The organism is Streptosporangium sp. NPDC000095, assembly GCF_042899335.1.
GTDB lineage: Bacteria > Actinomycetota > Actinomycetes > Streptosporangiales > Streptosporangiaceae > Streptosporangium.
The window spans coordinates 125,414-137,598 of the sequence record NZ_JBIAZS010000019.1; the positions used below are offsets into that span (position 1 = coordinate 125,414).

The 12,185-nt window shown below is 70.1% G+C and carries 12 protein-coding genes; 8 read left to right on the top strand and 4 right to left on the bottom strand.

Features of this window, described 5'->3' with window-relative positions; translation table 11 throughout:
• Positions 1-337: 337 nt before the first annotated feature.
• The 4 genes from ACFY3V_RS33385 to ACFY3V_RS33400 form a co-directional block, all read right to left on the bottom strand.
• A complete protein-coding gene (locus ACFY3V_RS33385) occupies positions 338-667 on the bottom strand; it encodes a hypothetical protein (RefSeq protein WP_389779076.1) in 330 nt (109 codons plus the stop codon).
• Positions 660-2,003, bottom strand: a complete 1,344-nt coding sequence (locus ACFY3V_RS33390) for an MFS transporter (protein WP_350945446.1) — start codon at positions 2,001-2,003, stop codon at positions 660-662. The genes ACFY3V_RS33385 and ACFY3V_RS33390 overlap by 8 nt, the downstream gene beginning before the upstream one ends.
• A 369-nt stretch (positions 2,004-2,372) precedes the next feature.
• The gene (locus tag ACFY3V_RS33395) at positions 2,373-3,221 is read right to left on the bottom strand and encodes an SDR family NAD(P)-dependent oxidoreductase (protein ID WP_389779078.1); all 849 of its coding nucleotides are present in this window, start codon (positions 3,219-3,221) and stop codon (positions 2,373-2,375) included.
• Positions 3,222-3,502: 281 nt separating this feature from the next.
• Positions 3,503-4,237 (bottom strand): FadR/GntR family transcriptional regulator, encoded by a 735-nt coding sequence (locus ACFY3V_RS33400; protein ID WP_350945444.1) that lies wholly within the window; start codon positions 4,235-4,237, stop codon positions 3,503-3,505.
• A gap of 231 nt (positions 4,238-4,468) precedes the next feature.
• On the opposite strand from ACFY3V_RS33400, the gene ACFY3V_RS33405 reads away from it, so the two are divergent.
• The 8 genes from ACFY3V_RS33405 to ACFY3V_RS33440 all read left to right on the top strand — a co-directional run bounded on the left by ACFY3V_RS33405 (position 4,469) and on the right by ACFY3V_RS33440 (position 12,091).
• Positions 4,469-5,230: an SDR family NAD(P)-dependent oxidoreductase gene (locus tag ACFY3V_RS33405; RefSeq protein WP_389779080.1), complete on the top strand. Its 762-nt coding sequence runs from the start codon at positions 4,469-4,471 to the stop codon at positions 5,228-5,230.
• 35 nt (positions 5,231-5,265) lie between these two features.
• On the top strand, positions 5,266-6,948 hold the full coding sequence (locus tag ACFY3V_RS33410; RefSeq protein WP_362903684.1) for an AMP-binding protein: 1,683 nt from the start codon (positions 5,266-5,268) through the stop codon (positions 6,946-6,948).
• Positions 6,945-7,574, top strand: coding sequence for a MaoC family dehydratase N-terminal domain-containing protein (locus tag ACFY3V_RS33415; RefSeq protein ID WP_389779083.1), 630 nt, complete (start codon positions 6,945-6,947; stop codon positions 7,572-7,574). The genes ACFY3V_RS33410 and ACFY3V_RS33415 overlap by 4 nt, the downstream gene beginning before the upstream one ends.
• Positions 7,567-7,992, top strand: a complete 426-nt coding sequence (locus ACFY3V_RS33420) for a MaoC family dehydratase (RefSeq protein WP_362903688.1) — start codon at positions 7,567-7,569, stop codon at positions 7,990-7,992. Before ACFY3V_RS33415 ends, ACFY3V_RS33420 begins: the two co-directional genes overlap by 8 nt.
• A 61-nt stretch (positions 7,993-8,053) precedes the next feature.
• Positions 8,054-9,304: a CaiB/BaiF CoA transferase family protein gene (locus ACFY3V_RS33425; RefSeq protein ID WP_389779085.1), complete on the top strand. Its 1,251-nt coding sequence runs from the start codon at positions 8,054-8,056 to the stop codon at positions 9,302-9,304.
• Complete coding sequence (locus ACFY3V_RS33430) at positions 9,301-10,113, top strand: enoyl-CoA hydratase/isomerase family protein (RefSeq protein ID WP_362903692.1); 813 nt, start codon at positions 9,301-9,303, stop codon at positions 10,111-10,113. Before ACFY3V_RS33425 ends, ACFY3V_RS33430 begins: the two co-directional genes overlap by 4 nt.
• Positions 10,110-11,342: an acyl-CoA dehydrogenase family protein gene (locus ACFY3V_RS33435; protein WP_362903694.1), complete on the top strand. Its 1,233-nt coding sequence runs from the start codon at positions 10,110-10,112 to the stop codon at positions 11,340-11,342. Before ACFY3V_RS33430 ends, ACFY3V_RS33435 begins: the two co-directional genes overlap by 4 nt.
• The gene (locus ACFY3V_RS33440; RefSeq protein ID WP_362903696.1) at positions 11,339-12,091 is read left to right on the top strand and encodes a glucose 1-dehydrogenase; all 753 of its coding nucleotides are present in this window, start codon (positions 11,339-11,341) and stop codon (positions 12,089-12,091) included. The genes ACFY3V_RS33435 and ACFY3V_RS33440 overlap by 4 nt, the downstream gene beginning before the upstream one ends.
• Positions 12,092-12,185 lie beyond the last annotated feature (94 nt).

The window sequence follows — 12,185 nt, forward strand, 5'->3', positions numbered from 1 at the left end:
GCGCGAAGTGGCTGTCGGTGCCGCTGACGGAACCGTACCGGGCCAACCGGTCCCGCGGCGATCACCGGGCCGCTCCGGCGGATGACGAACCGCCGCTCGAAGCCGTCGGGACACCGCGTCGCGGATCGATGCGGGTGACGGCAACACTGAAAAGCCCTGCGAGATCCCGTCCGATCAAGTGATCGGACGGGATCTCGCCGTTTCCGGATTCTCCGTGCGCCGGATCCGGCCGGGCGCGGGAAAGCGGAGGCCCGGGGCGGTCTTCGCCGCCCCGGGCCTCCGATTCGGTCCGCCTTCCTCGGCTGACGGGCAGCCGGAGGCGTTCATCCGGGGTGATTCACCGCTTCGCGCCCGCCGGTTCGAGGATCTCCCGCGTGCGCACGACCCCTTCCGGCCATCGGGCGTCGAAGTCGTCGAGCAGCGGCTGGAGCGTCGGGGACCCGACCATCCGTACCAGGGCGTCGAGGTCGTCGAACTCGTACTCGGCGAAGTGGACCCCGGGACTGGTCACGCTCCAGCAGCGTCGCCCCGACCTGGCCCCGAGCGTTCTGATCACCAGTGGGAGGTGGTCGGTCTCGTACCAGTGGTCGAAGTCGTCACGCAGGTCGTCACGAACCTCGGCGCGTACCAGGAACACTCCCGGCTTCGCGGTGCCGATCTCAGACATTGCTCAGGTCCTCCTCCTCGTGGGACAGCCCACGACGCGTGAACAGGATCGTGAGGAACGCGATGATCGAGATGCCCGCGGCGAACAACGAGATCGGGATCGTGCTGTCGTAGCTGTCCATCAGCGCGACGGCGAGCGCCGGCGTGATGCCTCCACCGATGACGGCCGCGATGGTGTAGCCGAACGAGATGCCGGTGTAGCGGACCTGCGTTCCGAACAGTTCGGCGAGCCAGGTGCTCATCGGGCCGTAGAGCAACCCGAGGAAGATCAGGCCGACCGAGAAGCCGATGCCCGCGAACAGGGGGTTGCCGGTGGCGATGAGGGGGAACAGCGCGAACACCCAGACGGCGAAGCCGATGACGCCGATGAGCATCGGAGGCTTGCGGCCGACCTTGTCCGAGATGTGGCCGGAAATCATGATCGCGCTGAAGTAGAAGACGGACGCGATCAGGACCATCACCAGGCCGGCCGTCGCACTGAAGCCCACCTCGTTACGGGCGTACGACAGGGCGAAGATGATGGACAGGTAGTAGCCGGCGTGGATGCCGAGCGAGGCGCCGATGGAGGAGAGGACGCTGCGCGGGTAGCGCTTGAACATCTCCATGAGGGGGATCTTGACGACCTCCGTGGTCTTCGACTGCTCGACGACCTCCTTGAACGCCTGCGACTCCTCCAGGGACAGGCGGATGTACAGGCCGACGATGACCATGATGGCGCTCAGCAGGAACGGGATACGCCAGCCCCACGAGTTGAAGGCGTCCTCCGGCATGAACGCCGAGGTCAGGGCGATCAGTCCCGCGGCGAGGATGTATCCGATCGGTGAGGCGCTGCCCATCCAGGCTCCGAAGAAGCCGCGACGCTTGGCCGCCCCTTCGTGCTCGACCACCATCAGCACCGCACCGCCGTACTCGCCGCCCAGCGCCAGACCCTGGATCAGGCGGAGCGTGACAAGGAGGATCGGGGCCGCGATCCCGATCGAGGCGTAGGTGGGGAGCAGGCCGATGGCGAACGTGCCGATACCCATCATGAGCAGCGCGAGGACCAGCATCTTCTTGCGGCCGTACTTGTCGCCGAAGTGGCCGAACACGATGCCGCCGAAGGGCCGCGCGACGAACGCGACGCCGAACGTCGCCAGGGAGAGCAGCGTGCTGGTGAGCGGGTTGTCCGAGGGGAAGAAGAGCGGCCCGAGAACCAGCGCGGCCATGGCGCCGAAAAGATTGAAGTCGAACCACTCGATCACGGTGCCGACCATGGAGGCGGTGGTGACTTTGCGGATGGAGTTCTTGCTGGCTTGGGGGGCGCCCTTGTTGGTGGCGGCGACAGCGTCTTGTGTCATACCGGATTCCTAATGTTCGACATTCGACCTGATGGACGGACGATACCGGTGGGCCGTGATGAAGGCAACAGTCTTATTTGTCGTGCTCACCGGCTCGCTTCGGCTGTGGTGAGGGGGCCGGCCGGGTTTTCCGGCGGTGAATCGCGGTCTCCTGCCCCCTGCGTGAGGGGGTGGCCGCATTGTGCGGGGGGTGTGCGGTGGCGCCTCGCCCTGCCCGGTCGTCGATCCGGGGGTGCTCTGGGTGTCCGGTCGGAGGCTCTGCGTGAAAGCCCCAGGTCATGGGACTTTACCGCACGGTTTCCGGTTGATGTTCGTTACGAGATGTGATGGATTCGTAACGTTCGATCATGGTGTGATGGTGCTGTCGCGCTATCGCCGAGTCTCCGTGGAGCGCAGGCGATCCGCGAAGAGCGCGGGCTGGGGGGCCGAATGGCCGCCGTACTGATCCGCGTGACGCTGCACATGCATCAGCGGGGCGGACAGGAACCCCCCGTCGACCACCAGTTCCTGGCCGTTGACGAACGCGGCGGCGTCGCTCGCCAGGTAGGCGACCACGCTCGCGATGTCGGACGCGCCGCCGATGCGGCGCACCGGGGTGAGCTGGGTGCGCAACGCGAGCAGATCGGGGTCGGCGTAGTGGGCCGCCGACATCTCCGTGCGCACGAACCCGGGGCTCACCGCGTTCGCCCGCACTCCCAGCGGGCCCCACTCCACGGCGGTGTGTCGCGTCAGTGCGACCAGGCCCGCCTTGGAGACGCCGTAGGTGGGGGAGGTGTTCGGCGAGTGCGCGCCCACCGAGGCGATGTTCACGACGGCGCCGCGGCCGTTGTCGATCATGAGGCGGCCCAGCTCGCGAGTGCAGAGCATCGCGGCCGTCAGATTCACCGCGATCGTCTCGTTCCACGCCGCCGTGGAGAGCGACGCCAACGGCCCGGGAGCGCCCAGGATGCCGGCGTTGTTCACCAGCACGTGACAGGTCCCGAACCTGCGGGCCGTCGCCTCCGCGAGACCGACGACGTCCTGCTCGTCGGTCAGATCCCCGGCGTGGGCCATGACGCGGTCGGGCAGGTCGAGCCGCAGGGCGACCTCTTCCAGGCGGTCGGCGTCCCGATCCGTGAGCACCACACTCGCGCCGGCTTCGAGGAACTCGCCCGCGATCGAGCGTCCCAGACCTCCCGCCGCACCGGTCACGACCACTACCTGCCCCTCGAAACCCATCGCGTACTCCCTGTATCGGCTATTTAAGGACTAGCCGATTATTGTCGGACAGTTCGGAATGCGGCAAGGGGGGAGAAATCGACGCGTTTTCGGCCGCGCGGGCTGGAGTCGGGGTGTGCCGAATCGCCGCACGGGACCAGGGATCGGAGGCGGCGGGTCGGAGATGCTCGGGCGGGCCGGAGTCAGGGGCGCCCGGTCAAGGAGACGCCCCGTGCGGGCCCGGAGTCAGGGTCGCACGGGGGTGAGAGGCGCTCGTACGGGCCGGAGCCGGAGGCGCCGGGTCAGCCGTGCTCCGCCGCGGCCACGCGGTGAGCCTGCAGGTAGCGAAGGTGCGTCACCATGGCGTTCTGGGCCGCGTCCTCGTCGCCCGCCTCGATCGCCTTCACGATCTGCAGGTGCTGGAGCACGGTCTCGGCGCCGACCTGCTCGGAGAGGTCGAGGAACCGTACGGGCATCGTCTGCTCGTGCAGGGCCTGGACGAAGGAGCCCAGCACCCGGTTGCCGGACGCGCGGGCGACCGCGGAATGGAAGTCGACGTCGAGCTGGGGTACGGACGGGTCCGTCACGCGGACCGACTTCTGGCGCTCGATGATCCTGTGCATCTGGGCGAGGTCTTCCGCGCTGCGGTGGCCGGCGGCGAGCCGGACCGCGGGGACCTCAAGGTATTCGCGCACCGACTGCACCTCGTCGGCCCCGATGCTGCCGAGGCTGAGCAGGTTCTTCATGGACTCCGAGAGCATCTCGCTGAGTGCCTCGTGGTCCACGGCCCGGACGAAGCTGCCGCCTCCCGCCCCGGGGACCTTCTCGATGAAGTTCTGTGTCGACAGCGAGCGCAGCGCCTCGCGCACCGTCGTCCTGCTCACCTCGAACTGACGTGCGAGCTCGGTCTCGGAGGGGAGACGCTCGCCGCGCTTGAGCTCGCCGTCGAGGATCGCCCGACGGATGCGGTCCTCCACCTGCTGGCGCGGGCGCACGACCGCCTGCCCGAGAGCACGGGGCTCACCAAAGGTCTCCAATGTGGGCCTCTCGTTTCCGGGGGGTTGACAAGTGTCCTACATCAGTCAACCGCCGAAGCAGAAGTCTACTGGCTTCCCAGGGCGGCAGTATGTCGTAGCTCCTAACGGATACTACTTGCCTATGTGGTGAATGTTCGACATTATGCTTACTCGGCACCGCTTCGCGGACGTGGTCGACTCGTTCCTGAGAGAGGGCGGTAAAGACGCCCCCGCGCGATGAGGAGCAACAGCATGTCGGGTTTCCCGGATCTGGCCGGACGAAGAGCCGTCGTCACGGGCGCCAGCAGGGGGATAGGCCGGGCGATCGCGCGAGCGCTGGCCGCGGCCGGCGCGACGGTCGCGATCGGCGGCCGGGACTCCGCGGCACTGAGCGCGGTGGCCGACGAGATCGCCGCCGAGGGGGGCAACGCCCACCCACACGTCGTCGACGTCTCCGATCACGACTCCATTGAGCGCTTCGTCACGGAGGCGGTGGACGGCCTCGGCGGACTGGATCTCCTGGTCAACTGCGCGGGGGTGCTCGCCTCGGGTTCTCTCCTGGACGCCGGTGACGAGCCGTGGGACGCGGTGTGGAAAACGAACGTCCTCGGCACGGTGCGGGTGACACGCGCCGCGGGGGTCCTCCTCACCGCCCAGGGCTCCGGCAGGGTCGTGAACGTCGCCTCGAACTACGCCTTCAAGGGGGTGAGCGGGCACGCCGCCTACTGCGCGTCGAAGGCGGCCGTCGTCTCGTTCACCCGTAGCATGGCGGTCGAGTGGGCGCGCCACGGCGTCCAGGTCAACGCCATCGCCCCCGGGTTCATCGCGACAGACCTCAACGCGAGCATCCGCGCCGACCCCGAACAGAGCGCCCGTGTGACGAGGGCCGTGCCCGCGCGCCGGTTCGGGACGGTCGACGACGTCGTCGCCGCGATGGGACCACTGTGCGACCCCCACAGCACATTTCTCACCGGAGCCGTGCTGACCGTCGACGGAGGAGAGACCGCGCGCTGAGCGGTCGAGCAACACCAACCAATGAGGAGCGCATCGTGAGTTCGCAGAACACACCCGCCGCGGGCGAGCACCCGGGCATCCGCCCGGACAGCAGGCTGACCCGGGATCTCGCGACCACCTACGAGACCGGCGGCCAGTGGACCTCACAGACGCTGACCTCCCTGCTCGCCGACGCGGCCGTCGCACACCCCGAGCTGACCGCGGCGGTCGACTCCGCCGGGCCGGGGGGAAGCCGCCGCGCGATGACCTACGCCGAGCTCGACGCGTACGTCACCGATCTCGCCGTGGGCCTGCGGGCCCGGGGAGTCACCGAGGGTGACTCCGTCGTGGTCATGCTGCCGAACTGCATCGAGTTCGCCGCGCTCATCTTCGCCATCAACCGCGCCGGCGCCGTCTACACCGGTATCCCGGTCGCCTACGGCACCAAGGAGGTCCGCCACATCCTCGCCTCGACCGGCGCGAAGGTGGTGGTGACGCAGGAACGGGTCGCGAGCGCCACCCCGCTGGAGGTCGTGCGAGCCTCGTACGGAGAGGCGGCGCCGCTGGTCGTCGTGCGCGGAGACTCGGGCAGGGGCGAGGGCGAGATCGCGCTCGGGGATCTGGCCGTCCCGGCCGCCGACGGCGCGCGACTCCCGGACGTGGACCCCCGCGGCCTGTGCCACATCGGTTTCACCTCCGGTACGACGGGCGCCCCCAAGGGGGTGATGAACACCAACCAGACTTTGATCGCGGTGCTTCGGAACTGGCTGGCCTACTTCGGTGCGGAGAACCTCGGCGCCCCGATGGTGAACGCCGTGGTCTCACCCGTCGGCCACCACAGCGGCTTCCTGTGGGGAGTCCTGATGACCGCCTACCTCAGGGGGACGGCCGTCTACCTGGAGAAGTGGAGCCCGGCGACGGCCGCGACCTTCCTGCGCGAGGAAGGGGCCACGGTGTTCTTCGGTGCCCCGACGTTCCTCCAGGACCTGCTCACCACCGACCTCGTCGGTGACCCGCGCTGCGCGCTGCGCGCCGTCATCACGACGGGATCGCCGGTCCCGCGTGCGCTTCCCGGTGCCGGGCGCAGTGCCTTCGGCTGCTGGGTGGGCTCCGCGTGGGGAATGACCGAGATCGGGATCGGGATCTCCTGTCGGCCGGGTATGTCCGACCCTGAGCTCGCGAGCGACGGCCGGGCGGTGCCCGGCGTCGAAGTCCGCATCGTCGGGACGGACGGCGAGCCCGTGGCCGCCGACACGCCGGGACGGATGCAGGTTCGCAGCGCGGGACTCTTCCTGGGTTACCAGGGCCTGCCCGACAGGACCCGCGAGGAGATCGACGCGGAGGGCTGGTTCGACACCGGCGACACCGCCCGCATCGACGAGAACCAGCTGGTCTACCTCGAAGGGCGCAGCAAGGACATCGTCATCCGCGGTGGGGAGAACATCCCGGTGGTCGCGGTGGAAAGCGTGCTCTACACCCACCCCGACGTCGTCGACGTGGCCGTCGTCGGTGTCCCCGACGAGCGTCTCGGCGAGCGGGCCTGCGCCGTGGTGCACTCCCGCACCGATGATCTGACCCTGGACGAGCTCAACCGGCACCTGCTCGACAGCGGCGTGTCCAGGCACTTCCTGCCGGAGCGCCTGGTGCTGGTGCCGAGTCTGCCCAAGACGCCCAGCGGGAAGATCCGCAAGGTCGAGCTCCGTCAGCGGCTGGCACTGGTGGAGACGGCGCCCCAATGACGGTGACCTGGGACCCCGCTCCGGTGCTCGCCCGACTCGCCGCGCTGCGTGAGCGCCAGGAGTCGTGGCGGACCCGCGAGATCATCGAGCCCGCAGACGCGCTCGGCCACGCCCGCCTCTGCGACGTTCCGGCCGGCCGATCGGTTTTCGGTGACCGCGAGAAGGAAGGGGTGACCGGCGGCACCCCGCCGGACGGCCCCGACGTCGGCGACCACGGCGGGGAGGACCGCGCCGGTGCCGGTGACCACGGCGGGGAGGATCCCGCCGATGTCGGTGACCATGGCAGGGGGGACCGCGCCGCCGCCGGTGGCCACGGCGGGGAAGACCTCACCGGCACTCGGGAGGTGCCGCCCGGCCTGGCCGTCGCTCTCACGATGCGCGCCGTACTCGGCGTACTGCACGATCACCGCCTCGACCTGCCGTTCGACCACAACGTCCACGCGGCGCAGTCCCTGACGTGGCACGCGCCCATCGCGGTGGGCGCCTCGATCGAGACCCGAGCCTGGATCGGCCGTATCAAGGAAGGCGCGCGCGCCGTCTTCTTCGATGTGGAGACCGAGTCCTTCACCGAAGACGGCCGGATGTGCCTGCGCGGCACCAGCACCCAGGCTCTGCGTCATGGGTGAGCTTCCCGTGCCCGTGGTTGAGGTCCCCGTGCCCGCTCCTCTCGTGTGGGAGCCGGCCGCCGACGTGCCTCGCGACTACGCGCGGGTCTCTCGGGACCACAGTGCCGTGCACCTCGACGAGGCGGTGGCGAGCCGCGTCGGCCTGCCCGGTGTGATCCTGCACGGCATGTACGTCTACGGATACGTGGCCACCTACCTCGGGCGTCACGCGGACGGCCACGGAGGCCGTCTCGCCTCGTTCGAGTGCCGGTTCCAGGCGCCGATGCTGCCGGGAGTGCCCATCCGGGTGCGGTTCGAGCGTGGTGACACCCGGGAGTCCGTACGCGTCGAGGCCCGCCAGTCGGACCGTCCGGTCCTGTCCGGGGTCGCCGTCCTGACGCCGGCCCTGCCGTCGGCCGGATCTTCCGACGCCTCCTGAGCTCTATGAGGACAAACCAGACGGTGTTGACCAATCGATAAATGTCCAACATTATTAGTAGGTGATTTCATTGGACACCAGCAGTGGGCCTGTGGACGAGCCGTCGGGGCCTCTCGACGGCGTGCGCGTGGTCGACATGACCACCTCCTATGCCGGCCCCACCGCCGCGATGTACCTCGCCGACCTCGGCGCGACAGTGATCAAGGTTGAGCGCCCCGGCAGCGGGGACGACGCCCGGTCCTGGGGCCCGCCGTTCGTCGACGGGGTCTCGGCGTGGTTCGCCTCCGCCAATCGCAACAAGCGGTCGGTCGTCCTCAACCTCAGCGCACCCGAGGGGCGCGAGGTGCTCCTGCGGCTGCTCGACACCGCGGACGTCTTCCTGCAGAACATGAACCCCGCGAAGCTCAGCCGCATCGGGATCGACGGTGAGACCCTCCGGCGCCGCAACCCCCGGTTGGTGTACTGCGCCATGTCCGGGTTCGGCCTCACCGGCCCCGACAGCGACCTGCCCGGATACGATCTCGTCGCCCAGGCGCGGTCCGGGCTGATGTCGGTCACCGGGGAGAAGGGCGGGGCACCCCAGCGCGTCTCGACCGCGCTCTCCGACGTGGCGACGGGGATGGCCGCGGCGATCGCCGTCAACGCGGCACTGGTCCGTCAGTGCCGTACCGGACAGGGCGACGCCATCGACGTGTCCCTGCTCGACACCGACCTCGCCCTGATGGCGCCGCGGGTCGCCGCGTTCCTCGCCGGCGAGCCGGAACCGGCGCCCAGCGGCGGCACCGATTCGGTCCTCGCCATGTACCAGCCCTTCGAGGCCGCCGATCGGACCATCGTGATCGCGATCGGCAACGACTCCATGTGGCAGCGGTTCTGCGGCGCCATCGAGCTTCCCGAGCTGGGTGCCGATCCGGGGCTGTCGGACAACGCGAGCCGCCGTGCCGACCGCTCACGGATCACCGAACTGGTCGCGCGGCGACTCGCCACGCGGCCCGCGGCGGAGTGGCTCCGGCTGCTCGCCGACGTCGAGGTGCCGGCCGCGCTGGTGCAGACCCTCTCCGAGGTCACGAAGGACCCCCAGGTCGTGGCGCGCGGCGCGATCCTTCCCGTCCCGGGGGGCCACGACGACCTCGTCAGCGTTCGCAGCCCGTTCCGCCTCGCCTCGCAGGAGAAACCACGTAACGAGCGGTTCCCCGCGCTGGGGGCGGACACCCGGACGACCCTGCTGGATCTGGGATACACACAGGAGCAGATCGACGAACTCGCGGCGGCCCGCGTCGTCGGTCTGGAGGCAGCGGAGATCGCGTCATGACCCCGTCCGAGAGCGTCCTCGTCGAGCGGACCGGCCCGGTCACGATCGTGACCGTCAACCGGCCGGAGGCGTACAACGCGCTCAACGCCGAGGTCCTGTCCCGGCTGCGCGCCGCGGTCCTCGACGCCGACGCCGACCCCGCGGTCCGCGCCGTCGTCGTCACGGGAAGCGGTGAGAAGGCGTTCTGCGCCGGCGCCGACCTCAAGGAACTCGCCGGGATGGGCGCGGACCGCGCCCACGAGACGCTCCGCACCGGACAGCGGATCCTGCGGGACATCGAGCGGGCGACCGTACCCGTGATCGCGGCGGTCAACGGCGTCGCGCTCGGCGGCGGCTTCGAGCTCGTGCTCGCCTCGACGTTCCCGGTCCTGTCGACCGGGGCCTCCCTCGGGCTGCCCGAGTCCGGGCTCGGGCTGATGCCCGGGTACGGCGGCACGCAGCGGCTGCCCCGCGCGATCGGCGCCCCCGCGGCCGCGCATCTCATGCTCACCGGAGCGCGGCTGGACGCGCAACGCGCCTACCAGCTGGGACTCACCCCGATCCCTCCCGTCGCCCCCGCCGACCTCATGTCCACCGCGTCGGCACTCGCGGAGAAGATCGCCGCCCAGGGGCCGATCGCGGTCCGCTCCATCCTCACCGCCCTCGAATGCGGCCGGGACGCCGGGCTCGACGCCGGACTCCAGATGGAGACCGGCCTGGCGGCACTCGCCGTCGCCGGCGCCGAGTCCGACGAGGGGATCACCGCCTTCCTGGAGCGGCGGCCGCCCCGGTTCACCGACCCCGCGTCCAGCCCCGGGGAGTCCGCGTGAACACGGAACGACTGGCACGACTCGACCTCGACACCGACCCGAAGGCGTACCTGGCCCTTCACGAGCGGCTCGACGAACCCGTCGCCGACGCGGCACTGAGCGACAGGGAACTGGAGGTGCGCGCCCTCACCCGGGATGTCGTCTCCCGCGAGGTGGCGCCGCGAGCCCACGACCTCGACCGCACCCACGCCTTCGCGCACGACAGCGTCCAGGCGCTCGCCCGGGCGGGCCTGATGGGTCTGATCTTCCCGGAGAGCCTGGGCGGAACCGGAGACACCAACGTCGCCTACGCCGTCGCGATGGAGGAGATCACCGCGGGCTGCGCCGCCACGTCCCTGGTGTTCATGACGCAGACCCACGCGGCGTACCCCATCATGATCGCCGGCAGCGACGACCTGGCACGGCGCCACGTTCCCGGCCTGCTCGACGGATCGGTGTACGGGGCGCTCGGCATCACCGAGCCGAACGCCGGCAGCGACGTGTCCGGCCTGCGCACCACCGCCCGGCCCGTCTCCGGCGGCTACCTGCTCAACGGTTCCAAGACCTTCATCACCACCGGTGACAGGGCCGGTGTGATCGTCTGCTTCGCGACCACCGACAAGACCCTCGGCCGCGACGGCGTCAGCGCCTTCGTCGTCGACGGCGGCTGGGACGGCGTCCGCCCCGGCCGGCCGTTCGACAAGATGGGGATGCACGGCTCAAGCACCGCCGAACTCTTCTTCGACGACGTGCGCGTCCCGGCCGACCACCGCCTGGGCGCGGAAGGCGAAGGCTGGCGCGTGGTCATGAACTCGGTCGTGAAGTCACGGATCAGCGCGGCGGCGCAGGGCGTCGGGCTGGCCAGAGCCGCCTACGCGCGCACACTCGCCGTCCTGACCAGGACACACGGGACGCGCCTGCCGGACGAGCACGTCTTCGCACTCGCCGACCTGCGCGGACGCATCCTGCAGGGCAGGCTGCTCCTGCACGCGGTGGCCCGCCGGGCGGACGCCGCCGACGACATCTCGACCGGGCAGATCGGGATGATGAAGCAGGCGTGCACCGACCTGGGCTTCGCCGCGGCGGTCGAGGCCACCCGGATCCTGGGGCCCTACGGCGACCTCGCGGTCCTGGGCGTCGAACGCTGCCTGCGCGACGCCAAGGTGACCCAGATCTACGACGGCACGAACGAGATCCAGCGAATTCTGATCGGCCGCGAGATCACCCGTTCGATGAAGGGAGCGACATGAGCGACCTGCAGGGCAAGGTCGCGATCGTCACGGGAGCCGGTCGCGGGCTCGGCCGCTCGATGGCGGCGGCGCTCGTCGACGCCGGAGCCTCGGTGACGGTCGCGGCACGCACCGCCGCCGAGCTCGACACGTTCGTCGAGGAGGCCGGGAACGCCGGAGGCCGGGCGCTCGCCTGCCCGACCGACATCACCGACGAGGCGGCGGTGGAACGCATGGTCGCGGCGACCGTGGAGACCTTCGGGCGCGTCGACGTGCTCGTCAACAACTCCGGGATCGTCGCCTCCACGCCGTTGCTCGACCAGCCGGCCGCCGAGTGGGACCGCGTCGTCGCGACCAACCTGCGCGGCACCTTCCTCGCCACCCGGGCGGCCGGTCGGCACATGGTGGCCCAGGGAGCGGGCAAGGTCATCAACATCGCCTCCAACTTCGCGCTCCAGGGCGTCGCCGACCACGCCGCCTACTCGGCCTCCAAGGCGGCCGTGATCGGGTTCACCCGCTCGATGGCGATCGAGTGGGCGCGCTCGGGAGTGCAGGTCAACGCGATCGCACCGGGATACTTCGCCACCCCGCTCAACGCCGGGATGCGCGAGGACGCCGACGTCCTGGCGAAGGTCGTACGAACCATCCCGGCACGTCGCATCGGCGAGCCCGACGAGCTCAGGCCGTGGCTGCTGCTGCTCGCCGGTAGCGCCTCGGACTTCATGACCGGAGAGGTCATCGTCGTCGACGGCGGCCAGAGCGTCCGATGACCGGCCCCAGCCCGGGCCCCGGTTCCAGCCCCGGCCTGGGCCACGGCCCCAGCCCGGGCCGCAGCCACAACCCCGGCCACAGCGAGGAGGAGAC

Excerpts from the sequence above, each read along its gene's own strand:
- ACFY3V_RS33385 (WP_389779076.1), bottom strand. The coding sequence starts at position 667 with ATGTCTGAGATCGGCACCGCGAAGCCGGGAGTGTTCCTGGTACGCGCC.
- ACFY3V_RS33390 (WP_350945446.1), bottom strand. The coding sequence starts at position 2,003 with ATGACACAAGACGCTGTCGCCGCCACCAACAAGGGCGCCCCCCAAGCC.
- ACFY3V_RS33395 (WP_389779078.1), bottom strand. The coding sequence starts at position 3,221 with ATGGGTTTCGAGGGGCAGGTAGTGGTCGTGACCGGTGCGGCGGGAGGT.
- ACFY3V_RS33405 (WP_389779080.1), top strand. The coding sequence starts at position 4,469 with ATGTCGGGTTTCCCGGATCTGGCCGGACGAAGAGCCGTCGTCACGGGC.
- ACFY3V_RS33415 (WP_389779083.1), top strand. The coding sequence starts at position 6,945 with ATGACGGTGACCTGGGACCCCGCTCCGGTGCTCGCCCGACTCGCCGCG.
- ACFY3V_RS33420 (WP_362903688.1), top strand. The coding sequence starts at position 7,567 with ATGGGTGAGCTTCCCGTGCCCGTGGTTGAGGTCCCCGTGCCCGCTCCT.
- ACFY3V_RS33430 (WP_362903692.1), top strand. The coding sequence starts at position 9,301 with ATGACCCCGTCCGAGAGCGTCCTCGTCGAGCGGACCGGCCCGGTCACG.
- ACFY3V_RS33440 (WP_362903696.1), top strand. The coding sequence starts at position 11,339 with ATGAGCGACCTGCAGGGCAAGGTCGCGATCGTCACGGGAGCCGGTCGC.